Annotated in this window: 20 protein-coding genes and 1 pseudogene; 13 read left to right on the top strand and 8 right to left on the bottom strand. The window is 69.3% G+C overall.

Features of this window, described 5'->3' with window-relative positions; genetic code table 11:
- Window positions 1-36 precede the first annotated feature (36 nt).
- The 4 genes from hydA to HNR23_RS18755 all read right to left on the bottom strand — a co-directional run bounded on the left by hydA (window position 37) and on the right by HNR23_RS18755 (window position 5122).
- On the bottom strand, window positions 37-1452 hold the full coding sequence (gene hydA / locus HNR23_RS18770) for a dihydropyrimidinase (protein WP_184077247.1): 1416 nt from the start codon (window positions 1450-1452) through the stop codon (window positions 37-39).
- A 46-nt stretch (window positions 1453-1498) separates the two neighbouring features.
- Window positions 1499-2341 carry a nitrilase-related carbon-nitrogen hydrolase gene (locus tag HNR23_RS18765; protein WP_184077245.1) on the bottom strand — a complete coding sequence of 281 codons (843 nt, stop codon included), beginning with the start codon at window positions 2339-2341 and terminating at the stop codon, window positions 1499-1501.
- A 375-nt stretch (window positions 2342-2716) separates the two neighbouring features.
- Window positions 2717-3367 carry a hypothetical protein gene (locus HNR23_RS18760; RefSeq protein WP_184077243.1) on the bottom strand — a complete coding sequence of 217 codons (651 nt, stop codon included), beginning with the start codon at window positions 3365-3367 and terminating at the stop codon, window positions 2717-2719.
- Window positions 3368-3763: 396 nt separating this feature from the next.
- Window positions 3764-5122: an aspartate aminotransferase family protein gene (locus tag HNR23_RS18755; RefSeq protein ID WP_184080580.1), complete on the bottom strand. Its 1359-nt coding sequence runs from the start codon at window positions 5120-5122 to the stop codon at window positions 3764-3766.
- A gap of 281 nt (window positions 5123-5403) precedes the next feature.
- Between HNR23_RS18755 and HNR23_RS18750 the strand changes: the two genes are divergently transcribed.
- The 6 genes from HNR23_RS18750 to HNR23_RS18725 all read left to right on the top strand — a co-directional run bounded on the left by HNR23_RS18750 (window position 5404) and on the right by HNR23_RS18725 (window position 12715).
- A complete protein-coding gene (locus HNR23_RS18750; RefSeq protein WP_184077241.1) occupies window positions 5404-6858 on the top strand; it encodes an aminobutyraldehyde dehydrogenase in 1455 nt (484 codons plus the stop codon).
- Window positions 6859-6874: 16 nt separating this feature from the next.
- A complete protein-coding gene (locus HNR23_RS18745; RefSeq protein ID WP_184077239.1) occupies window positions 6875-8032 on the top strand; it encodes an ABC transporter ATP-binding protein in 1158 nt (385 codons plus the stop codon).
- Between the two features lie 115 nt (window positions 8033-8147).
- Entirely contained in the window at window positions 8148-9371 is a 1224-nt protein-coding gene (locus tag HNR23_RS18740; protein WP_184077237.1) for an extracellular solute-binding protein, read from the top strand.
- Between the two features lie 10 nt (window positions 9372-9381).
- On the top strand, window positions 9382-10320 hold the full coding sequence (locus tag HNR23_RS18735; RefSeq protein ID WP_246421801.1) for an ABC transporter permease: 939 nt from the start codon (window positions 9382-9384) through the stop codon (window positions 10318-10320).
- Window positions 10317-11174 (top strand): ABC transporter permease, encoded by an 858-nt coding sequence (locus HNR23_RS18730; RefSeq protein WP_246421800.1) that lies wholly within the window; start codon window positions 10317-10319, stop codon window positions 11172-11174. Before HNR23_RS18735 ends, HNR23_RS18730 begins: the two co-directional genes overlap by 4 nt.
- Before the next feature lie 113 nt (window positions 11175-11287).
- Entirely contained in the window at window positions 11288-12715 is a 1428-nt protein-coding gene (locus HNR23_RS18725; RefSeq protein WP_184077235.1) for an FAD-dependent oxidoreductase, read from the top strand.
- A 60-nt stretch (window positions 12716-12775) separates the two neighbouring features.
- On the opposite strand, the gene HNR23_RS18720 is transcribed toward HNR23_RS18725, so the two are convergent.
- Window positions 12776-13030 (bottom strand): winged helix-turn-helix domain-containing protein, encoded by a 255-nt coding sequence (locus tag HNR23_RS18720; RefSeq protein WP_184077233.1) that lies wholly within the window; start codon window positions 13028-13030, stop codon window positions 12776-12778.
- A gap of 113 nt (window positions 13031-13143) precedes the next feature.
- Here HNR23_RS18720 and HNR23_RS18715 point away from each other — a divergent pair, with 113 nt between their 5' ends.
- Window positions 13144-13314, top strand: coding sequence for a hypothetical protein (locus HNR23_RS18715; protein ID WP_184080912.1), 171 nt, complete (start codon window positions 13144-13146; stop codon window positions 13312-13314).
- Window positions 13311-13532, top strand: coding sequence for a hypothetical protein (locus tag HNR23_RS18710; RefSeq protein ID WP_184077219.1), 222 nt, complete (start codon window positions 13311-13313; stop codon window positions 13530-13532). The genes HNR23_RS18715 and HNR23_RS18710 overlap by 4 nt, the downstream gene beginning before the upstream one ends.
- Window positions 13533-13671: 139 nt before the next feature.
- On the opposite strand, the gene HNR23_RS18705 is transcribed toward HNR23_RS18710, so the two are convergent.
- Complete coding sequence (locus tag HNR23_RS18705; RefSeq protein WP_184077231.1) at window positions 13672-14871, bottom strand: MFS transporter; 1200 nt, start codon at window positions 14869-14871, stop codon at window positions 13672-13674.
- A 181-nt stretch (window positions 14872-15052) separates the two neighbouring features.
- Here HNR23_RS18705 and HNR23_RS18700 point away from each other — a divergent pair, with 181 nt between their 5' ends.
- The 3 genes and pseudogenes from HNR23_RS18700 (at window position 15053) to HNR23_RS18690 (ending at window position 16236) form a co-directional block, all read left to right on the top strand.
- Window positions 15053-15511 (top strand): MarR family winged helix-turn-helix transcriptional regulator, encoded by a 459-nt coding sequence (locus HNR23_RS18700; RefSeq protein WP_184077229.1) that lies wholly within the window; start codon window positions 15053-15055, stop codon window positions 15509-15511.
- A 284-nt stretch (window positions 15512-15795) separates the two neighbouring features.
- Window positions 15796-15942 (top strand): annotated as a pseudogene (locus HNR23_RS27660) (NUDIX domain-containing protein); the annotation flags it as partial.
- An 81-nt stretch (window positions 15943-16023) separates the two neighbouring features.
- Window positions 16024-16236 carry a hypothetical protein gene (locus HNR23_RS18690; protein ID WP_184077225.1) on the top strand — a complete coding sequence of 71 codons (213 nt, stop codon included), beginning with the start codon at window positions 16024-16026 and terminating at the stop codon, window positions 16234-16236.
- 119 nt (window positions 16237-16355) lie between these two features.
- Here the strand turns inward: HNR23_RS18690 and HNR23_RS18685 are convergent, their stop codons facing one another.
- Window positions 16356-16598: a GntR family transcriptional regulator gene (locus HNR23_RS18685; RefSeq protein WP_184077223.1), complete on the bottom strand. Its 243-nt coding sequence runs from the start codon at window positions 16596-16598 to the stop codon at window positions 16356-16358.
- Window positions 16599-16770: 172 nt separating this feature from the next.
- On the opposite strand from HNR23_RS18685, the gene HNR23_RS18680 reads away from it, so the two are divergent.
- Window positions 16771-16911 (top strand): hypothetical protein, encoded by a 141-nt coding sequence (locus tag HNR23_RS18680; RefSeq protein WP_184077221.1) that lies wholly within the window; start codon window positions 16771-16773, stop codon window positions 16909-16911.
- A complete protein-coding gene (locus tag HNR23_RS18675) occupies window positions 16908-17129 on the top strand; it encodes a hypothetical protein (protein WP_184077219.1) in 222 nt (73 codons plus the stop codon). The genes HNR23_RS18680 and HNR23_RS18675 overlap by 4 nt, the downstream gene beginning before the upstream one ends.
- Before the next feature lie 771 nt (window positions 17130-17900).
- Here the strand turns inward: HNR23_RS18675 and HNR23_RS18670 are convergent.
- On the bottom strand, window positions 17901-19931 hold the full coding sequence (locus tag HNR23_RS18670) for a CocE/NonD family hydrolase (RefSeq protein WP_184077217.1): 2031 nt from the start codon (window positions 19929-19931) through the stop codon (window positions 17901-17903).
- Window positions 19932-19936 lie beyond the last annotated feature (5 nt).

Here is a 19936-nt window from a genome sequence, read left to right as displayed (position 1 = left end):
GTGTCGACGTCGGAAGCCAAGCGTCAGGAGTCGGGGTCAGATGAGGTAGTCGCAGGTGGACCGCGCGATATAGCGCCCGTGGCCGGGGCTGCCGACGTAGGCGTCGTCGTCGATGACCACGCGGCCGCGGGAGAGCACCGTGCGCGGCCGCCCGGTGACCCGCCTGCCCTCGTAGGCGGAGTAGTCCACGTTCATGTGGTGGGTCGCGGCCGAGATGGTGTGCGGGGTCTGCGGGTCGTAGACGACGATGTCGGCGTCGGCGCCCGGCGCGATGGTCCCCTTGCGGGGGTGGAGCCCGAACATGCGCGCCGGGGTGGCGCAGGCGATCTCGATCCACCGGCGCCGCGAGATGTGCCCGTCGACGACCGCCTGGTGGAGCAGGTCCATGCGGTTCTCCACGCCGGGCAGCCCGTTGGGGATCTTGGCGAAGTTGCCGCGGCCGAGCTCCTTCTGCCCGGAGAAGCAGAACGGGCAGTGGTCGGTGGAGACGACCGAGAGGTCGTCGGTGCGCAGGGCCCGCCACAGGGCGGCCTGGTGTTCGACGGGCCGCAGCGGGGTGGAGCACACGTACTTCGCGCCGCCGAAGTCGGGTTCGGCGAGGTTGTCGACGGACAGGAAGAGGTACTGCGGGCAGGTCTCGCCGAAGACGTTGAGCCCCATGTCGCGGGCTTGGGCGAGTTCGGCGACGGCCTCGGACGCCGAGACGTGCACGACGTAGAGGGGCGCCCCGGCGACGCGGGCGAGCTGGATGGCGCGGTGGGTGGCCTCGGACTCCAGCAGCGCGCGGCGGACCTCACCGTGGTAGCGCGGGTCGGTCTTGCCGGCGGCGAGCGCCTGCTCGACCAGCACGTCGATGGCGATGCCGTTCTCGGCGTGCATCATGGTCAGCGCCCCGGTGTCGGCGGCGCGCTGCATGGCGCGCAGGATCTTGCCGTCGTCGCTGTAGAACACGCCCGGGTAGGCCATGAACATCTTGAACGAGGTGACGCCTTCGCCGACGAGTGCGTCCATCTCCTTGAGGGTGTCGTCGGTGACGTCGGAGACGATCGTGTGGAACGCGTAGTCGACGGCGCAGACACCGTCGGCCTTGGCGTGCCAGGTGTCCAGGCCCTCGCGCAGTGAGGAGCCGACGGACTGCACGGCGAAGTCGATGATGGTGGTGGTGCCGCCCCAGGCGGCGGCCCGGGTCCCGGTCTCGAAGGTGTCGCTGGACTGCGTCCCGCCGAACGGGAACTCCATGTGGGTGTGGGCGTCGATGCCGCCGGGGATGACGTAGTGCCCGGTGGCGTCGATGACGCGGGCGTCGCCCGAGGTCCACGACTCGGCGGCGGTGCTGCCGGTGGCGGCCACCGCGGTGATCCGCTCGCCCTCGACGAGGACGTCGGCGCGTATCTCCTCGGTGGGGCTGATGACGAGTCCGCCGCGGATGACGGTTCGGCCGGTGTCGCTCATCGCGGGTGTGCCTCCTTGTTCGCCTGGGCCGCGGGTGGTGGTCCGGTCAGCTGTCGGTGAGGAGGTCGTAGGCGTCGGGTCGCCGGTCGCGGTAGAAGGCCCACTGGTGGCGGACCTCGTCGATGAGGCCGAAGTCGAGGTCGCGGACGAGGAGTTCGGCCTTGGTGTCGGATGCGGGGTCGCCGACGAACCGCCCGCGGGGGTCGACGAAGTAGCTGGTTCCGTAGAAGTCGTTGTCGCCGTACTCCTCCACACCGACCCGGTTGATGGCGGCGACGAAGTACTCGTTGGCGACGGCGGCGGCCGGCTGCTCCAGTTTCCACAGGTAGGCCGAGAGCCCGCGGTGGGTGGCCGAGGGGTTGTAGACGAGCTGTGCCCCGGCCAGGCCGAGGGCGCGCCAGCCCTCGGGGAAGTGCCGGTCGTAGCAGATGTAGACGCCGACGCGGCCGACGGCGGTGTCGAAGACGGGCCAGCCGAGGTTGCCGGGCCGGAAGTAGAACTTCTCCCAGAATCCGCGCACTTGGGGGATGTGGTGCTTTCGGTACTTGCCGAGGTAGCCGCCGTCGGCGTCGACGACGGCGGCGGTGTTGTAGTAGAAGCCCGGGCCCTCGACCTCGAAGACGGGCAGCACCATGACCATGCCGAGTTCTTTCGCCAGGGCCTGGAAGCGGGTGATGGTCGGGCCGTCGGGGACGGGTTCGGCCCATCGGTAGTGCTCCTCGTCCTGTACCTGGCAGAAGTACGGGGCGTTGAAGACCTCCTGGAACCCGATGATCTCGGCGCCCTGGTCGGCTGCGGCGCGGGCGTAGGCCTCGTGCGCGTCGTTCATGGACGCGGTGTCGCCGGTCCATTCGGTCTGGACGATTGCTGCGCGAACGGTCTGCGGCATGCCATCTCCCCATTGCGCTCTTCCGTCCTGGGCGGGATGCCGGCCCGGGGCGGATGTGGCTGTGGACGCGCGTCGGTGTCGTGCGTGCGTCGAACTTAGATACGCGATCGTCCGAAGGTCAATACGCGCCGTGTGTCGTCGTGGAGTCGGCCGTGTTTCCGAGGCGCTGATATTCGGCATTTCCTATGGAATGTCCGCATTTGTGGTGAGTGGCGGATGAGAGGTTCCCACAGCCGGAGGCGTCTTATACCGCTGGATTTGGTGTGCGAGCACAGCAGGGGCGAGGCGGTGTGCCCGCCTCGCCCCCGTGTCGGCGTCCGCGGATCGGACGATCACGCCGATGCCGCCGCTGATTCTGCCGCCGTCGGCGTCAGGTCAGCGTTCGTGGCGTCCGCGCCGCCGGTTGCGCTTGGCCAGCCGCAGCAGGCCGGCGCCCAGCGCCGTGGACACCATGCCGAGCAGAGCCAGCCCGGCGAGTGGCCCGCCGGTCACCGGCAGCTCGGGCCGCTCAGGCGGCTCGGGTTTCGGTGGCTCGGGCTTCGGCGGCTCCGGTTTCGGTGGCTCGGGCTTCGGTGGCTTGGGCTTGGGCGGTTCCGGCTTGGGTGGCTTGGGCTTGGGCGGTTCCGGCTTCGGCGGTTCCGGCTTGGGCGGTTCGGGTTTCGGTGGCTTGGGCTTCGGCGGTTTGGGTGGCTTCGGTTTCGGCGGCTTGGGTGGCTTCGGCGGGTGGTACCCGTCGTACGGCGGGTGGAACGGATCGAACACCCAGTCCGGCGGTTCCGGCACGATCGGGTGCGGGTTGGTGATGGGCGGGTTCTCCGCCATGAACGGAGTCCGGGCTCGCTTCGCGGCGCCGTCGGTCCTCAGGTCCGTGACGTCGGGCAGGATCTCCGACACCTGCCTGGCGTCCTGCGTGGGCGCCTTGGTGCGGATCGGGACTTCCTCGTTCGCCAGGGCGGTGGGCGCTCCGAGAGCGACGACCGCTGAGGCGATGCCCGCTGCGGTGATTCCGATGATGGGTCGCTTCAATTTTCCTCCCACTTTCCCGGAGGTGGCGCATGTCCGGCTGGATGCAGTGGACATGGGAAACGCCGCCTCTGTCCATATATGAACACCTCAAATGGGATTCATGCGGGAGGACACACCCAAAATGACGCCATGATTTCTGCAGGTGGGGGGATTTGTCGCAGGTGACCGTGATATCTGGGGGAATGTCCGTTCGGTGGCATTCATCCGCGCGTTGCGCGGGGTTGCCTCGCTTCATAAAAGCACGGAAAAAATTGCTTTGTCGAGTCGGGTGGGAAATGGGAGTGTTCCCATGCCGGAATGGCGGTGGAGCAGCGGGAAGGGGCCTCACGCGCCCGGTCCGCGACGCAGGAGGGGCCGGGCCCGGCAGCGGGCCCGACCCCTCGTCCGGTGTCGGCGTCAGAGCCGGTCGTGGGCCTCGGTGAGGACCTTGCGCAGGATCTGCTCGATCTCATCGAAGTGCTCCGGCCCGCAGATCAGCGGCGGGGAGAGCTGCACGACCGGGTCGCCGCGGTCGTCGGCGCGGCAGATCAGCCCGGCGTCGAACAGCGCCGGCGACAGGTAGCCCTTCAGCAGCCGCGTCGACTCGTCGCCGGAGAAGGTCTCCTTGGTCTCCTTGTCCTTGACCAGCTCGATGCCGTAGAAGTAGCCGTCTCCGCGAACGTCCCCGACGATCGGCAGGTCGAGCAGCCGCTCCAGGGCCGCGCGGAACAGCGGGGCGTTGCGCCGCACGTTGTCCAGCAGCCCCTCGCTCTCGAAGATGTCGAGGTTGGCCAGGGCGGCCGCCGCGGCCACCGGGTGTCCGCCGAACGTGATGCCGTGCAGGAACGCCTCCCCCCTGCGCTGGAACGGCTCCATCAGGCGGTCGGTCGCGATGACCCCGCCCAGCGGGACGTACCCCGAGGTCGCCCCCTTGGCGAAGGTGATCATGTCGGGCAGGTAGCCGAACCGCTGGGCGCCGAAGTACTCGCCGACCCGACCGAAGGCGCAGATCACCTCGTCGGAGACGAGCAGCACCCCGTGCCGGTCGCAGATCTCGCGGACCCGCTCGAAGTACCCGGGCGGCGGCGGGAAGCAGCCGCCGGAGTTCTGCACCGGCTCCAGGAAGACCGCGGCGACGGTCGCCGGGTCGGCCTGCACGATCGCCTCCTCGATCTGGTCGGCGGCCCAGCGGCCGAACGCCTCGGGGTCGTCGCCGTGCACCGGCGCGCGGTAGATGTTGGTGTTGGGCACCTGCACCGTGCTGGGCACCAGCGGCTCGAACTGGGACTTGATCGCCGGCACACCGGTGATCGACAGCGCGCCCATCGACGTGCCGTGGTAAGCGACCCGGCGGCTGATCACCTTGTGCCGGGTCGGCTGACCGATCGCCTTGAAGTACTGGCGCGCCAGCTTCCACGCCGACTCCACCGCCTCCGAGCCGCTGGTGGTGAAGAAGACCCGGTTGAGGTCGCCGGGGGCAAGGTCCGCCAGCCGCTCGGCGAGCTCGACCGCGGTGGGGTGGGCGTAGGTCCAGATCGGAAAGTAGGCGAGGGTGCGGGCCTGCTCGGCGATGGCGTCGGCGATCTCGGTGCGGCCGTGGCCGACCTGGGAGACGAACAGCCCGGCCAGGCCGTCGAGGCGGCGGCGCCCGTCGGCGCCGTAGACGTAGGCGCCCTCACCGTGGGTGATGACCGGGATGTCGGTCTCGGTGTAGGCGGCCATCTCGGTGAAGTGCATCCACAGGTGGTCCTTGGCCGCCTGCTGGAACTCGGGCATCGGTCGGCCGCCGATGGTCACTGCTGTCACTTGGCTCCCCTTGGGGTGGTGTGGAGATCGCGGGGACCATGGGCCGTGCGGCCGGTCGTCCCGGGGGACCATCCGATGGTCGACCCAATGAAATAGTCGCATCTGACCGCGATCTGTCAAGTATCAGTGGCGAAACCCGATTTTTACTACGGAATCCCTTGCGTGGGTCGGGGGCGTCTGCCAGTGTTGCGAATCACAGGCGATCACCGGCCCCACCCCGGCCGCACGATGACCAGCAGAGGAGATGGCGCGTGACCCACCACCCCGAACCGCCCCGGCGACTGCGCAACTTCGTCAACGGCGCCTACGTCGATGCCGCCGACGGCCGCACCACCGACATCGTCGACCCGGCCACGGGAGAGGTCTTCGCCGAGGCGCCGCTGTCGTCGGCCGCCGACGTCGACGCCGCGTTCCGCGCCGCCGCCGACGCCTTTGACAACGGCTGGCGGGACAGCACCCCCGCCGAGCGCCAGATCGCGCTCAACAGGTTCGCCGACGCCGTCGAGGCGCGCGCCGACGAACTCGTCGCCGCCGAGGTGCAGAACTGCGGCAAGCCGGTCACCGCCACCAAGAGCGAAGAGATCTGGCAGGTCACCGACGCCCTGCGGTTCTTCGCCGGCGCCGCCCGCAACCTGGAGGGCAAGGCCGCCGGCGAGTACATGGCCGACCACACCTCCTGGATCCGCCGCGAACCCATCGGCGTCGTCGGCCAGATCACGCCGTGGAACTACCCCATGGCCATGGCCGCCTGGAAGATCGGCCCCGCGCTCGCGGCCGGGGACACGATCGTGCTCAAGCCCTCCGACACCACCCCCCTCTCCACCCTCCTGCTCGCCGAGATCGCCGCGGAGTTCCTGCCCCCCGGCGTGTTCAACGTCGTCACCGGCGACCGCGACACCGGCCGCGCGCTCGTCGAACACCCCACCCCGCAGCTCATCTCCCTCACCGGCTCCACCCGGGCCGGCTTCGAGGTCGCGAAGAGCGCGTCGACCGACCTCAAGCGCCTCCACCTGGAGCTCGGCGGCAAGGCGCCGGTCATCGTCTTCGATGACGCCGACATCGAGAAGGCGGCCGCCGGGATCGCCGAGGCCGGGTACTTCAACGCCGGACAGGACTGCACCGCAGCCACGCGGGTGCTCGCCGCCCCCGGCATCCACGACGACTTCGCCGCCGCACTCGCCGAGCAGGCCGCCAGGACAACGACCGCCGGCCCCGACGTCGCCGACGCCGACTACGGCCCGCTCAACAACGCCGACCAGCTCGACCGGGTCAGCGGCTTCGTCCGGCGCGTGCCCGACCACGCCGCGGTGCTGGCCGGCGGGTCACGCGTCGGCGAGCGCGGCTACTTCTACGCGCCCACGGTCGTCTCCGGGCTGCGCCAGGGCGACGAGCTCGTCAGCGAGGAGATCTTCGGCCCGGTCATCACCGTGCAGCGGTTCGACGCCGAAGAAACCGCCGTGAACTGGGCGAACTCGGTACGCTACGGACTGGCGTCCAGTGTGTGGACCCGTGACCACGCCCGCGCCCTGCGCGTCTCGCGGCGGCTGGACTTCGGATGCGTGTGGATCAACACCCACATCCCCCTCGTCGCGGAGATGCCGCACGGCGGGTTCAAGCACTCCGGCTACGGCAAGGACCTCTCCCTGTACAGCCTGGAGGACTACACCCGGATCAAGCACGTGATGAGCTACATCGGCCAGGACTGACAGGAAACCACGGACCATGGCGGCAACCTTGCACGAGACCCCCGCCCGCCCGTCGGCCGACGCGGCGGCGCCACCGGACGCGCCCGCGATCGGCCTGGAGGGCGTCGAGAAGACGTACCGCTCGGGCCACGAGACCGTCACCGCGGTGCGCGGCATCGACCTCACCATTCCCCAGGGCGAGTTCTTCTCCCTGCTCGGGCCGTCGGGCTGCGGCAAGAGCACGACCATGCGGATGATCGCAGGGTTCGAGGAGCCCACCGCCGGGACCGTCAGGCTGGCCGGGCGGGACGTCACGCACGTCCCGCCCAACCGCCGCGACGTCAACATGGTGTTCCAGAGCTACGCGCTCTTCCCGCACATGACCATCCACGACAACATCGCCTTCGGGCTGCGCCGCAAGAAGCTGCCCGAAGCCGAGGTCCGGCGGCGCGTCGGCGAGATCCTGGAGCTGGTGGAGCTGGGCGGCAGGGAGAAGACCCGGCCCGGTCGGCTCTCCGGCGGCCAGCAGCAGCGGGTGGCGCTCGCCCGCGCCCTGGTCAACCGGCCCAGCGCCCTGCTGCTGGACGAGCCGCTGGGCGCGCTCGACCTCAAGCTGCGCCAGGCCATGCAGATCGAGCTCAAGCGCATCCAGCGCGACATCGGCATCACCTTCGTCTACGTCACCCACGACCAGGGCGAGGCGCTGACGATGTCGGACCGGATCGCCGTGCTCAACCACGGCGTCATCGAGCAGCTCGGCGCGCCTGCCGAGATCTACGAGCGGCCGGCGACCCGGTTCACCGCCGGGTTCATCGGCACCTCCAACCTGCTCACCGGCATGGTCGCCGAGCGCCGGGGTGAGGCCGCGGTGCTCGACTTCGGAGATGCGGGGCGCGTCATCGCCGCCACCGACGCGGCACCGGGCGACGAGATCGACGTGACGGTGCGGCCGGAGAAGATCGCCCTGGCACCCGGGGCCGAAGAGCCCCCGGCCGCGTTCTCGCGGCTGCGGGGGACCGTCACCGAGGTCGTCTACCTCGGATCGACCACCCACTACACGGTCCGCACCGACAGCGGGGCGCAGGTCGTGGTGTTCCGGCAGAACGCCAGCGACGCCACCGCGCTCAGCGCCCGCGGCGAGCAGGTGTGGCTGTCCTGGCGGCCGGAGTCCGCCTACGTCCTGCCCCACACCTAGCCCGCCCTCACTCCGTTGATCTCGGAGATATCGGGGTATCAGCGCCGATTTTCACCCCGATATCTCCGAGATCAACGGAGTTACCGCATCCCCCAGTAGTGAGAGAGCCAGCGCCGTGAACCGAATCGACCCCGCACTCGCGCGCGGACTGACCCGCGCGCGCCTCAGCCGCCGGTCCATCCTCCAGATGTCCGGACTCACCGCCGCCGGGCTCGCCCTCACCGCCTGCGGTGTGCGCGGCCAGGGCGCCGACGAGGCCCCCGACGCCTCCTTCTGGGAGGACAAGCAGAGCAACGGCACCCTCCGGTTCGCCAACTGGCCGCTGTACATGGACACCGACCGCACCCAGCTCCAGCAGTTCACCGAGCGGACCGGCATCGAGGTCGCCTACGACGAGGCGGTCCAGGAGAACCACTCCTGGTTCGGCAAGATCCAGCCCAAGCTGGCCCAGGGCGAGTCGATCGGCTACGACCTCATGGTGATCACCAACGGCATCGAGCTGACCAAGCTCATCGAACTCGGGTTCCTGGCGCCACTCGACCACGACCAGCTGCCCAACTTCGCCGAGCACGCGGGGGAGCTGTACAAGAACACCTCCTATGACCCGGGCAACACCTACACCGTGCCCTACACCTCGGGCATCACCGGCATCGCCTACAACCCCGATTACGTCGACCGGGAGATCACCTCCATCGCCGACCTGTGGGACCCGAAGTTCAAGGGCAAGGTCGGGATGATGGGCGACCCCCAGGAGATCGCCAACTTCGGGCTGCTGCTCAACGGTGTCAACCCCGCCGACTCCGGCCCCGACGACTGGGAGAAGGCGCTGGCCAAGCTGGAGCAGCAGCGCGACAAGGGGATCGTCCGCCGGTACTACGAGCAGGACTACATCCAGCCGCTCACCAACGGCGACGTGTGGATGTCCATGGCGTGGTCCGGCGACATCTACCAGCAGAACGCCGAGGAGGGCACCGACCTGAAGTTCGTCGTGCCGGAGGAGGGCGCGACGATCTGGACCGACTGCATGATGATCCCGGTGACGGCGGAGAACCCCGTCGACGCGCTGCTGCTGATGGACTTCCTGTACGAGCCGGAGATCGCGGCCGGGCTCACCGAGTACATCACCTACATCCCGCCGGTGCCCGAGGCCCGGGAGATCCTGAAGGACAAGGCCGGTGAGGCGTCGGGCGAGGAGAAGAAGGAGCTCGACGGCCTCGTCGAGAGCCCCCTGGTGTTCCCGACCGAGGCGGACTACGCCAAGCTGCACAACTACGTGCCGCTGACCACGGACAACGAGGACTCCTTCACGCCGATGTTCCTCTCGGTGACGCAGTCCTGAGGTCCGAACGATGAACACGACGCCCACCTCATCACCCGGGTCACCCGACTCGCCCGGGTCGCCCGACAGCGGGCAGAGCGCACCGGGGCCCCGCCGCTTCACCGGGGCCACCCCCTACCTCCTCGTCCTCCCGGGCTGGCTGTGGCTCGCGATCTTCTTCGTGGTGCCCATCGTCAGCATGGTCACGATGTCGCTGATGAGCGGCAACCTCGTCCGCGGATTCGCGCTCACCTTCGAGTTCGGCAACTACGCCGACGCGGTGAGCACCTACTGGCCGCAGATCCTCCGCTCGCTGTTCTACGGCGGCTGCGCCACGCTGCTGTGCATCGCGATCGGCTACCCGGTGGCGTACTGGATCGCCTTCCGCGGCGGCGCCTACAAGTCGACCTACCTGCTGCTTCTGCTGCTGCCCTTCTTCGTCTCCTTCGTGCTGCGCACGATCTCCTGGGGCTTCATGCTCTCCGACGACGGGGTCGTCCTCGGAACGCTCAAGGGCATCGGGCTGCTGCCCGACGGCGTGCACGTGCTCAACTCCGCCCCTGCGGTGATCTTCGGGCTGGCCTACAACTTCCTGCCGTTCATGGTGCTGCCGATCTACGCGGTGCTGGAGCGGATGGACCACCGGCTGGTGGAGGCCGCGCGCGACCTGTACGCGGGGCGGGTGCAGGCGTTCGTGCGGGTGGTGCTGCCGATCTCGCTGCCGGGCGTGTTCGCCGGGGTGATCATGACGTTCATCCCCACCAGCGCCGACTACATCAACGCCAAGGTGCTGGGCGGAACGCACAACACGATGATCGGCCAGGTGATCGAGTCGCAGTACCTGGTGAACAACGCCTACCCGATGGCGGCGTCGATCACGTTCATCCTCATGGCGGTGCTGCTGATCGGGATCTTCACCTACGCACGGGCGCTCGGCACCGAGCAGGTCATGGAGGCGCAGGCACGATGAGCACCGCAGGCACCACAGGCACCACAGTGGACACCCCGCAGGCCTCCGCGGCCGCGGGCGGGAGAGTGGCGCGCCGCCCCCGCCGCGCGATCGACTGGGGCAAGTACTTCACCTGGGCGGTGATGGCGTGGCTGTTCGCGCCGATCGCCTTCATGATCGCGTTCAGCTTCAACGACGTGCACGGGCGGCACAACGTCGCCTGGCAGGGGTTCACCCTGCGCTGGTACGCCGACGCCTTCGCCTACCCGGACCTGACGACGGCGCTGCTCACCTCGCTGGCCATCGCGCTGCTGACGATGGTGATCGCGGGCGTGCTGGGCAGCCTGCTCGGGCTGGCGCTGGGGCGGTACCGGTTCCGCGGGCAGGGCGCCAGCAACCTGGTCATGTTCGCGGCGATCTCCGCTCCGGAGGTCGTGCTGGGGGCGGCGCTGCTGTCGCTGTTCCTGACGATGAACGTGGCCACGGGCTTCCTCACCATCCTGCTCGCCCACGTGATGTTCACGGTGTCGTTCGTGGCGATCACGGTGCGGGCGCGGGTGCTGACCCTCGACCCGAGCCTGGAGGAGGCGTCCCGCGACCTGGGGGCGACGCCGCTCACCACGTTCCGGCTGGTGACGCTGCCGCTGCTGGCCCCGGCGATCATGGCCGGCGGGCTGATCGCGTTCGCGCTGTCCATCGACGACTACATCATCACGTCGTTCGTCAGCGGCAACACCACCACGTTCCCGCTGTGGATCTGGGGCTCGACGCGTGTCGGTATCCCGCCGCAGGTCAACGTCATGGGGACACTGATCTTCGCGGTCGGCGTGGCCCTCGCGATCGTCAACATCGTGCTCGCCCGGCGCAGGGCCTGACCGTCCGGCTCCCCGGCCCCCGGCTCCCCGGCTCTGGAGGAGGCGGGGACAGATAGAGACCTCGCCCGCCAATCATCACATCACATAGAAGCCAGACAACGGAGTGATAGGTCGTGTCCAGGGCCATCGCATCATCAGCAGCCAGAGCCGCCCTTGCCGAGGCCAGCCCGACGCCGTTCTGGCTGGACCCGGGGATCGACGGACACGAGGTGCCCGAGTCGGCACCGGCCCTGTCGGGCGAGGTCGCCACCGACCTCGCGGTCGTCGGCGCGGGGTACAGCGGACTGTGGGCCGCCCTGATCGCCAAGGAGCGCGACCCGGACCGCGAGGTCGTGCTCATCGAGGCGAAGACGGCGGGGTGGGCGGCCTCGGGGCGCAACGGGGGTTTCTGCGCGGCCAGCCTCACCCACGGCTTCGACAACGGGGCGAGCCGGTGGCCCGACGAGATCGCCGACCTGGAGCGGCTGGGCCGCGCGAACCTGGACGAGATCGAGGCGGCGATCGCGCGGCACGGCATCGACTGCGAGTTCGAGCGGACCGGGGAACTGCTGGTCGCCACGGAGCGCTGGCAGGCCGACGGCCTGGCCGAACACGCCGCCGACCTGCAGGCGCTCGGTTATGCGACCGAGGTCCTGAGCAGGGAAGAGGTCAGGGCCGAGGTCGACTCACCCACCTACGTCGGCGGCATGTTCGACCCGGGAGCGGTCGCCATGCTCCACCCCGCCAAACTCGCCTGGGGACTGCGGAGGGCGTGCCTGAACCTGGGCGTCCGGATCTACGAACAGACCCCCATCCGCCACATCCGCTCGATCCCCGGCGGCCTGCGCCTGGAATCGACGAACGGCTCGGTGACGGCCTGCCGCGTCGCCTGGGCCACGGGCGCGTTCCCCGGCCCGCTGCGCCGCATCCGCCACTTCGTGGCGCCGGTCTACGACTACGCGCTGATGACCGAGCCGCTCAGCGCCGACCAGATGGCGGCCATCGGCTGGAAGAACCGCCAGGGGCTGTCGGACTCGGCCAACCAGTTCCACTACTACCGGCTCAGCGCGGACAACCGCGTCCTGTGGGGCGGCTACGACGTCATCTACCACTACGGAGGCAAGGTCCGCCCGGAGTACGACCAGCGCCCGCAGACCTTCGAGCGCTTGGCCGACCACTTCTTCGCAACCTTCCCTCAGCTCCAAGGCCTGCGCTTCACCCACGCCTGGGGCGGCGTGATCGACACATGCAGCCGTTTCTGCGCCTTCTTCGGCCAGGCCTACGGCGGCCGCCTCGCCTACGCGTCGGGCTACACCGGCCTCGGCGTCGGCGCGACGAGGTTCGGCGCCGAGGTGATGCTCGACCACCTGGAGGGCGAGGAAACCGAACGGACCCGCCTGGAAATGGTCCGCTCCAAGCCCGTCCCCTTCCCACCCGAGCCCGTGCGCTACGCGGGCATCGAACTCACCCGCCGCGCCATCGCCTCCGCCGACCGCAACCACGGCCGCCGCAACCTCTGGCTGAAGACACTCGACAAGTTCGGCCTGGGTTTCGACAGCTGAGGACCAACGAACCGTAGGGCTGCTCCGCGGGGGCGGCCCTACTTTTCGTGGTTGCGGAGGTCACTCGTTGGCGTCGGGCGGCAGGTGCCCGGTCACATAACGTCCCTTGCCGCGGAGGGTCACGATCAACCCCTCGGCTTCCAGGATCGACAGCGCCGCCCGGACGGTAGGTCGCGAGACCTTGAACTCGTCCATCAGCTCCAGTTCGGGAGGGATCCTGCGCCGCGGCGGATACTCACCTGAGCTGATCCGGCCACGCAGGATCGCCGCGACCTGATCGCGTAGGAACTCCGGTCCGTCCAAGTCGATGGCCATGTGTCAATAGTCGCTGACCTGCGTGTTCACACGTTGTCATGTGTTGTCGGGTGATGTCATGTACGATTCTGAGGAACAACCAAAGACCCCCGCGAGCCGCTAACTCCGGGGGCGTGGCCACCAGCTTTCGGGAGCTGATGACGATGTCCATCCTGCCATCGCGGCGGAGCCGCCGCATCCGTCCGTACATCGCTGTGCTCGAACACCGCCGGGCCGTCCAGGACCGGCGCTTCCGGGAGTTCGCCCGGGCGGCCGCCGCGCGAACTGCGGGGGAGGAGCGATGAATGTCCCCCTCATCCGGGTCGGATACGGCGACGTGACGGTCACCTACGACCCGTGCCTCCCGCCTCTCCAGCGGTTCACTGTGCGCTGGCTCGGCGGGCGGATCGTGCGGCTGCGGGCCCCGCGCGCTGAGGCCCACCGCGCCCTGGTCCGCGAGTGCCGTCTTCCGGCCGCCGTCGCCTCCCGCCTCCTCGACCAGGCGCAGGGGCTCGAACCCTGAGGCGACCGACGCCGCGCCGCCTGCCCCGCGGTCGCTTCGCGATGATCATGGGATCCGATCGGGCGAAACGGGCATCGCCGGATGTCGGCCCATGATCATCGCGAGGCTCGGTGCCGGACGCGCCCCCGTGCCATCACGGTCACGCGGTGGTCGGCTGGGTGGCCTTGCGCGCTGTGGCCGGATCGGGGCGGGTGGTGTCGCGGCGGTCGAGGATGGCGGAGAGGACCGCCAGGAGCAGTGCCGCGGCAGGAAGGAGGGCTCCGGCCCAGTTGGGGGAGGTCAGGCCGAAGCCCTGGGCGATGACGAAGCCGCCGAGCCAGGCACCGATCGCGTTGCCGAGGTTGAAGAAGCCGATGTTCAGGGCGGAGGCGAGGGCGGGGGCCGCGGCGGCCTTGTCCATGACCCGCTTCTGCAGCGGGGGGACGGTGGCGAATCCGAACGCCCCGATAAGGAAGACGCACACCGCGGACGCGAACGGGCTGTGGGCGCCCCAGGTGAAGGCGAGCAGCACGACGGCCAGGGCGCCGAGCGCGGTGTAGAGCATGGGCATGAGGTGGACGTCGGCGAACCGGCCGCCCAGGGTGTTGCCCACGACCATGCCGAGGCCGAACAGCACCAGCAGCCAGGTGACACCGGATTCGGCGAACCCGGCGACCTCGACCATCATCGGCGCGATGTAGGTGATCGAGACGAAGACCCCGCCGAACCCCAGGACCGTCATCGCCATCGCGAGGACGACCTGCGGGTTGGCCAGGGCCGCCAGCTCGGGTCGGAGGCGCGCGCCCCGGGGTTTTCCGCTGCGAGGGACGAGGGCGAGCACGCCGATCAGGCCGACCACCCCGAGCAGGGTGATGGCGGCGAAGGTGGCGCGCCAGCCGACGTACTGGCCGAGCAGGGTGCCGGCGGGCACCCCGACGACGTTGGCCAGGGTCAGCCCGGTGAACATGAACGCGATCGCGCCGGCCCGCCGGTTCGGCGCCACCAGGTCGGCGGCGACCACGGCGCCGATGCCGAAGAAGGCGCCGTGCGTGAACGAGGCGACCACGCGCCCGACCAGCACCGCTGCGAAGGTGGGGGCGAGGGAGGTGATCAGGTTGCCCGCGACGAACAGCACCATCAGGGCGGCAAGCATGCGCCGGCGTTCGACGCGGGCACCGATGACGGTGACCAGTGGCGCGCCGACGAACACCCCCATGGCGTACGTCGTGGCGATGTAGCCGGCCGTCGAGATGGAGACGCCGAACTCGTCGGCGATGCCGGGGAGGACGCCTGTCACCACGAACTCCGTGGTTCCGATGGCGAAGGCGCCGATGGCAAGCGCCCACAGGGCTAACGGCATGGTGGGGACCCCTTCATAGTTGCACACGCAAGTAACAGGCGGACACAATACATGCATACGCGGACTATTTGCCATCGCGTTCTATTTCGGGGGCGACTACCCTGGTGGCGGCCGGGAGTGCCCCCTTCGGCAGGACCCGGCCCGCAGCGCAGTCCACCCCCGAGCACACAGGAGGACCGGCATGGACACCCCGGCCGCGGCTCCCGAGACCCGTCCTGGTCTGGCGCAGCGGTGGTGTGCGCTGTCGCTGCTCCACGGCACTATCGAGGCGCACATCGAGCGGGCCCTGCAGGCGCGCCACGGTCTGAGCGTGCGCGAGTACTCGGTGCTGCTGGTGCTCAGTGCCCGCCCGGATGCGCGCATGCGCATGAGCGAGCTGTGCGCGGCCGTCGTCCTCAGCCAGAGCGCGACCACGCGGCTGGTCACCCGCATGGAGGAGCGCGGCCTGCTGATGCGCGTCCTCTGCGCCGACGACCGCCGGGGGATCTACACCTCGATCACCGGCGAGGGCCACCGCCTGCTCGCCGAGGCCCGCCCCACCAACGACACGGCCCTGGCCGCAGCACTCGACCTCGCCCGGCACAACCCCGAGCTCGCCCCCTTGGTGGACGTCCTGGAGCGACCGGTGGAGAACGCCTGAGTGCCGCGGCTTCCTCATCATGACCGCCCACAACGTCTGTCTGGTCAACTCCGTAGGGCAGCGTCTCCCCTGTCCCGCTCGTGATGGCGCTGGAGACGCGAGCCCACCCTGGTCTTGTTTGACCCCTACGGCTCCCCCGCGTTTTCACCCCCCAACTGTGGCGATGCGGGCGATACTCGGACGGTGGACAGCTCCATCGATGTTCCACCCCGTGCACCACAGTGAAGATCCGCGTCGCTTCGGCCTTGCTCTGGGGAGAGCAGTAGTGCGCCGTACGCCGTGACCGGTCGGCGGGTGCCCAGTACACTTTGCCGGGCGGAAAGGTCGAGTCGGCTGAGCCTCTCGATCAGGCACTCGCACGCGAGCTGCCCGAAGAACTGCACCTGTCGTCCGGGCTTTGGTCAGGTGTTCCGGAGCTGCTCTGGGACTAGGACCGGATGGTGTCGCGCCCCGGTCCCACCCATGCGCCTCGCAAGTTGCACCTGATCTACCGACTCCACATCACTGAATCGGTGAGGGCGGAGCTGGCCGAGATGGAGCACGACGCTCGGGCAGGAGAGTCGCCCGACACCGGCCGGGTGGAATGGCTGGACTATCGGAAGGTCGACGGCATCGCACTGTATCCAGCCGTCGGCTCGCAGATCGCCGAACTGGAAACCCCCATCGGCCCGACGGACTGTGTGGCGGCCCCGCCCATGACCGACGGCACCTTCACCTGGCGGTAATGACGGCCACCGCAACCTCTGGCTGAAGACGCTGGACGCGTTCGGCCTGGGCTTCGACAGCTGAGAATCGACATGCGCAGGGCCGCCCTCCGGGGCGGTCCTTTTCGTTGTGACCGGCACTACTTGTCTTCGTTGGATGTCGGCGAGACGAACGTGCCCAGCCTGGGCACGGTGTAGACGAGCCCTTCCTCCCGCAAGCGCTCAACGATCTTGCGGGCAGTCCCTCGCGCGATGCCGAACTCTCCCATGAGCTGGGATTCAGACGGGATGGGCGTGCGCGGCTGATAGGTGCCGTTCGCGATCCGTTCGCGCAGCACCTCGGCCACTTGGACCCACACGGGACGGTCAAGGTCGAACTCCATGGTTGGACCGTAGACGGCTGCTGATCACCCCTCACGATCGAGTTTAAATATGTTTAACCATGTACAAGCATGGACCAGACCAGTATTCTCGAAAGCTCTTCCACATAGAGAGACCCCGGCGAGTCGGTCCAGGACTCCCGGGGCGTGGCCCCACTCGACCAAGGAGTGAGACATGTCCATCCTGCCATCGCGGCGGAGCCGCCGCATCCGCCCGTACATCGCTGTGCTCGAACACCGCCGGGCCGTCCAGGACCGGCGCTTCCGGGAGTTCGCCCGGGAGGTCGCCGTGCAGGTTGCGGGGGAGGAGCGGTGAACGTCCCCCTCATCCGGGTCGGATACGGCGACGTGACGGTCACCTATGACCCGTGCCTCCCGCCTCTCCAGCGGTTCACTGTGCGCTGGCTCGGCGGGCGGATCGTGCGGCTTCGGGCCCCGCGCGCTGAGGCCCACCGCGCCCTGGTCCGCGAGTGCCGTCTTCCGGCCGCTGTCGCCTCCCGCCTCCTCGACCAGGCGCAAGGGCTCGAACCCTGAGGCCACCGAGGCCGCGTCGCCCGTCCCCACCTGGTCGCGAAGGATCTCCGTATTCCACGTGTGGACGGCGACGCGGCTCCCGGATCCACTGCGCGACGCGGTGATCACCGTTAGTGGGTGGTCGGACCAGTCGATGAGGGCGTGCTTGTAGCCGTCAGGGATAGCGAAGCCGGGAAACTCATCGAAGCAACACCGGTGAAGGTCTGCTGAGCGGCCTTGTCTGCTGTCGTCATGCGGGATGTTCAGTGGGGAAAAGCAGCAGCGACGGCGGGAGGGGATGGGGCGCCCCTGCCGTCGTGCGGTTCGGGCTGTGTCGGGGCCGGAAAGCGCTTTTCAGACTGCCGTAGCCCTCTGGCGCCGATGACGATGGCGTTCGGCGGGACAGAACAGACAGAATCGACGCTTAACGCAATGATCATGGGATTCCATCGGGCGAAACGGACACCATCGGATGCCAGCCCATGCTCATCGGTAGAGAGGGCGCGACGAGGCCGATTCCTCTCGAATCGCGGAATGTGCTTCACGTGAAGCGGAAACGCGGGCGCCGGTCAACCCAGCGCGCTCTCGACCGGGAGGTGGCAGGGGCGCCCCACGCCACTCCCGCCGTCGCTGCTGCTTTTCCCCACTGAACATCCCGCATGACGACAGCAGACAAGGCCGCCCAGCAGACCTGTCGTCACCCGGGCTTGTTGGAGATCGGCCCTGTCGAGTTGGCTGCGTTCCGGAGAGCGGGTGAAGGCCGACGGAACTGAGCCCACTCCGAAGATCGCGTCACACGTGATCCCGCGGGATCTCCGTGTTCCAGGTGTGGGCGGCGACGCGGCGGTCGGATTCGAAGGCGTCGAGGGTCGCGTGGAGGTGGAAGGTCGTCGGGGTGGAGGACAGGACCGTGCGGGTGATGGTCTCCGCGTTCCAGCCGTCGCGGGAAAAGCGCATGTACCAGAGGGTCCTGCCGCTGACCGAGGAGAACTCGTCGCCCGTCGAGCGGTACTTCTCCTCGGCGCGGCGCGACACTTCGAGGTCGATGTGGTCGAAGTGGACCGTGCCCAGGTCCTTGATCACCTCCAGGGTCGAGCGGTAGTCGACCAGGTCGCGGGTGACGTTCCAGCGCTCCTCGCCCTCGTGGACCAGGGTCGTCTCCAGTGGCGGCGCCCCCTCCGGGGGGCCGAAGGGGCGGAGCCGCGCCCCGTCGTCCACCGAGGTCGGCCGCACCGGGAGGATCAGGTCGGTGTTGCCGTCGAGCAGGACCGTCAGGGTCACCGGTTCCGGCGGCGGCCAGGCCAGGGGCCAGTACGACGTCGAGATCGACACCCGGATGCGGTGCCCCGCCGGGAACGCGTGGGCCACGCCGTTCATCGGCACCGGCACCCGGTACTGCCGACCCGGGACCAGGGCCTTGGGCGCGTCATGCCCGTCGACATGGGTCAGGTTGAGCAGTCCGTAGGTGACGCGCGTGGCCGCGCCCTGCGGGGCGACGTCGGACAGCCGCACCGCCACCATCGCCGTCGGCCGGTTCACGCTGAACGCCAGGTCGACGACGGGCCCTCCCAGGATCTCCACCGTTTCGGCCAGGACCTCGGTGTCGAAGACCAGCGATCCGCCGTCCTCCTCCCGCTGGTCGTAGGGCAGGTCCGGCGGCGCGTTGTAGGAGCACCACTTCCCGGCGAACTGGCCGACCGTCAGCGGTGAGCGCACCGTCGCCCGCCCCGGAACACCCACCTGGGCGTCGTCCGGGGCGATCCCGCGGCGCGTCAGCGGGTGCCGCTCGAAGCGGATCCGCGGCGACGGCCACTGCGGCTCGCCCACCCAGCGCCCCGGCCGCTCCTCGTAGGCGGTCGACGGCGGGACGCTCTCCTGCATCCAGCTGCGCAGCATCGGCTCGTCCATGATGTCGTTGCCGACGTCCTTCAGCCACCGGTCCCACCACCGCACGCAGTGCTGCAGGAACCCGATCGCCGGCCCGGGGGCACCGATGTGCGGGTACTTGTGCGACCACGGGCCGATCAGCCCCAGCCGGGGCACGGTCAGCCGCTCCAGGAGTCGGAACACGGCGTTGGAGTACCCGTCGGCCCACCCGCTCACCGCCATCACCGGCACCTGGATCGCCGTGTAGTCCTCGCACACCGACCCATGCCGCCAGTAGTCGTCCCGCCGCTGGTGGCGCAGCCAGGTGTCGAGCCACAGCCCGCTGTGCCCCAGCCGCTCGTACCACATGTGCCGCCAGCGGTCGCCGACGACCAGCGGGTCGGGCGGGCAGGAGTTGTAGGCGAACATCGTCGACGCCCAGGAGAGGTTGTCGCCGAGCAGGCAACCGCCCATGTAGTGCACGTCGTCGGCGTAGCGGTCGTCGGTCGAGCACAGGGTGATGATCGCGCCGAGGCTCGCCGGGCGCCGCGCGGCGACCTGCAGCGCGTTGAACCCGCCCCATGAGATGCCCATCATGCCCGTGCGCCCGCTGCACCACGGTTGCGCCGCCAGCCAGGCCAGCACCTCCTCGGCGTCGCGCAGCTCCCGGTCGAGGTACTCGTCGCGCAGCACCCCCTCCGAGTCGCCGCTGCCGCGCAGGTCGACGCGGACGCACGCGTACCCGTGCCCGGCCATGTAGGGGTGGTGCACGGAGTCGCGCTGCGCGGTCAGGTCGCGCTGCCGGTAGGGGATGAACTCCAGGATGGCCGGGACAGGGGCGGTGTCCGACGCCTCCGGCCGCCAGATGCGGGCCGACAGCCGGATCCCGTCCGGCATCGGGATCATGACCCCCGCCTCCTCGCGCACCGCGAACGGGAACGACGTGACGTGCAGCATCGTCC

Origin of the sequence: Nocardiopsis mwathae (assembly GCF_014201195.1) — a bacterium.
Lineage (GTDB): Bacteria > Actinomycetota > Actinomycetes > Streptosporangiales > Streptosporangiaceae > Nocardiopsis_C > Nocardiopsis_C mwathae.
This window is presented reverse-complemented; position numbering and strand designations above follow the sequence as displayed.

What these genes read in the sequence shown, in the direction of transcription:
- HNR23_RS18755 (WP_184080580.1), bottom strand. Translation starts at nt 5,122, where the DNA reads ATGCCCGAGTTCCAGCAGGCGGCCAAGGACCACCTGTGGATGCACTTC.
- HNR23_RS18705 (WP_184077231.1), bottom strand. Translation starts at nt 14,871, where the DNA reads ATGCCGTTAGCCCTGTGGGCGCTTGCCATCGGCGCCTTCGCCATCGGA.
- HNR23_RS18735 (WP_246421801.1), top strand. Translation starts at nt 9,382, where the DNA reads ATGAACACGACGCCCACCTCATCACCCGGGTCACCCGACTCGCCCGGG.
- HNR23_RS18710 (WP_184077219.1), top strand. Translation starts at nt 13,311, where the DNA reads ATGAATGTCCCCCTCATCCGGGTCGGATACGGCGACGTGACGGTCACC.
- HNR23_RS18745 (WP_184077239.1), top strand. Translation starts at nt 6,875, where the DNA reads ATGGCGGCAACCTTGCACGAGACCCCCGCCCGCCCGTCGGCCGACGCG.
- HNR23_RS18720 (WP_184077233.1), bottom strand. Translation starts at nt 13,030, where the DNA reads ATGGCCATCGACTTGGACGGACCGGAGTTCCTACGCGATCAGGTCGCG.
- HNR23_RS18730 (WP_246421800.1), top strand. Translation starts at nt 10,317, where the DNA reads ATGAGCACCGCAGGCACCACAGGCACCACAGTGGACACCCCGCAGGCC.
- HNR23_RS18765 (WP_184077245.1), bottom strand. Translation starts at nt 2,341, where the DNA reads ATGCCGCAGACCGTTCGCGCAGCAATCGTCCAGACCGAATGGACCGGC.
- HNR23_RS18670 (WP_184077217.1), bottom strand. Translation starts at nt 19,931, where the DNA reads ATGCTGCACGTCACGTCGTTCCCGTTCGCGGTGCGCGAGGAGGCGGGG.
- HNR23_RS18680 (WP_184077221.1), top strand. Translation starts at nt 16,771, where the DNA reads ATGTCCATCCTGCCATCGCGGCGGAGCCGCCGCATCCGCCCGTACATC.
- hydA (WP_184077247.1), bottom strand. Translation starts at nt 1,452, where the DNA reads ATGAGCGACACCGGCCGAACCGTCATCCGCGGCGGACTCGTCATCAGC.
- HNR23_RS18685 (WP_184077223.1), bottom strand. Translation starts at nt 16,598, where the DNA reads ATGGAGTTCGACCTTGACCGTCCCGTGTGGGTCCAAGTGGCCGAGGTG.
- HNR23_RS18700 (WP_184077229.1), top strand. Translation starts at nt 15,053, where the DNA reads ATGGACACCCCGGCCGCGGCTCCCGAGACCCGTCCTGGTCTGGCGCAG.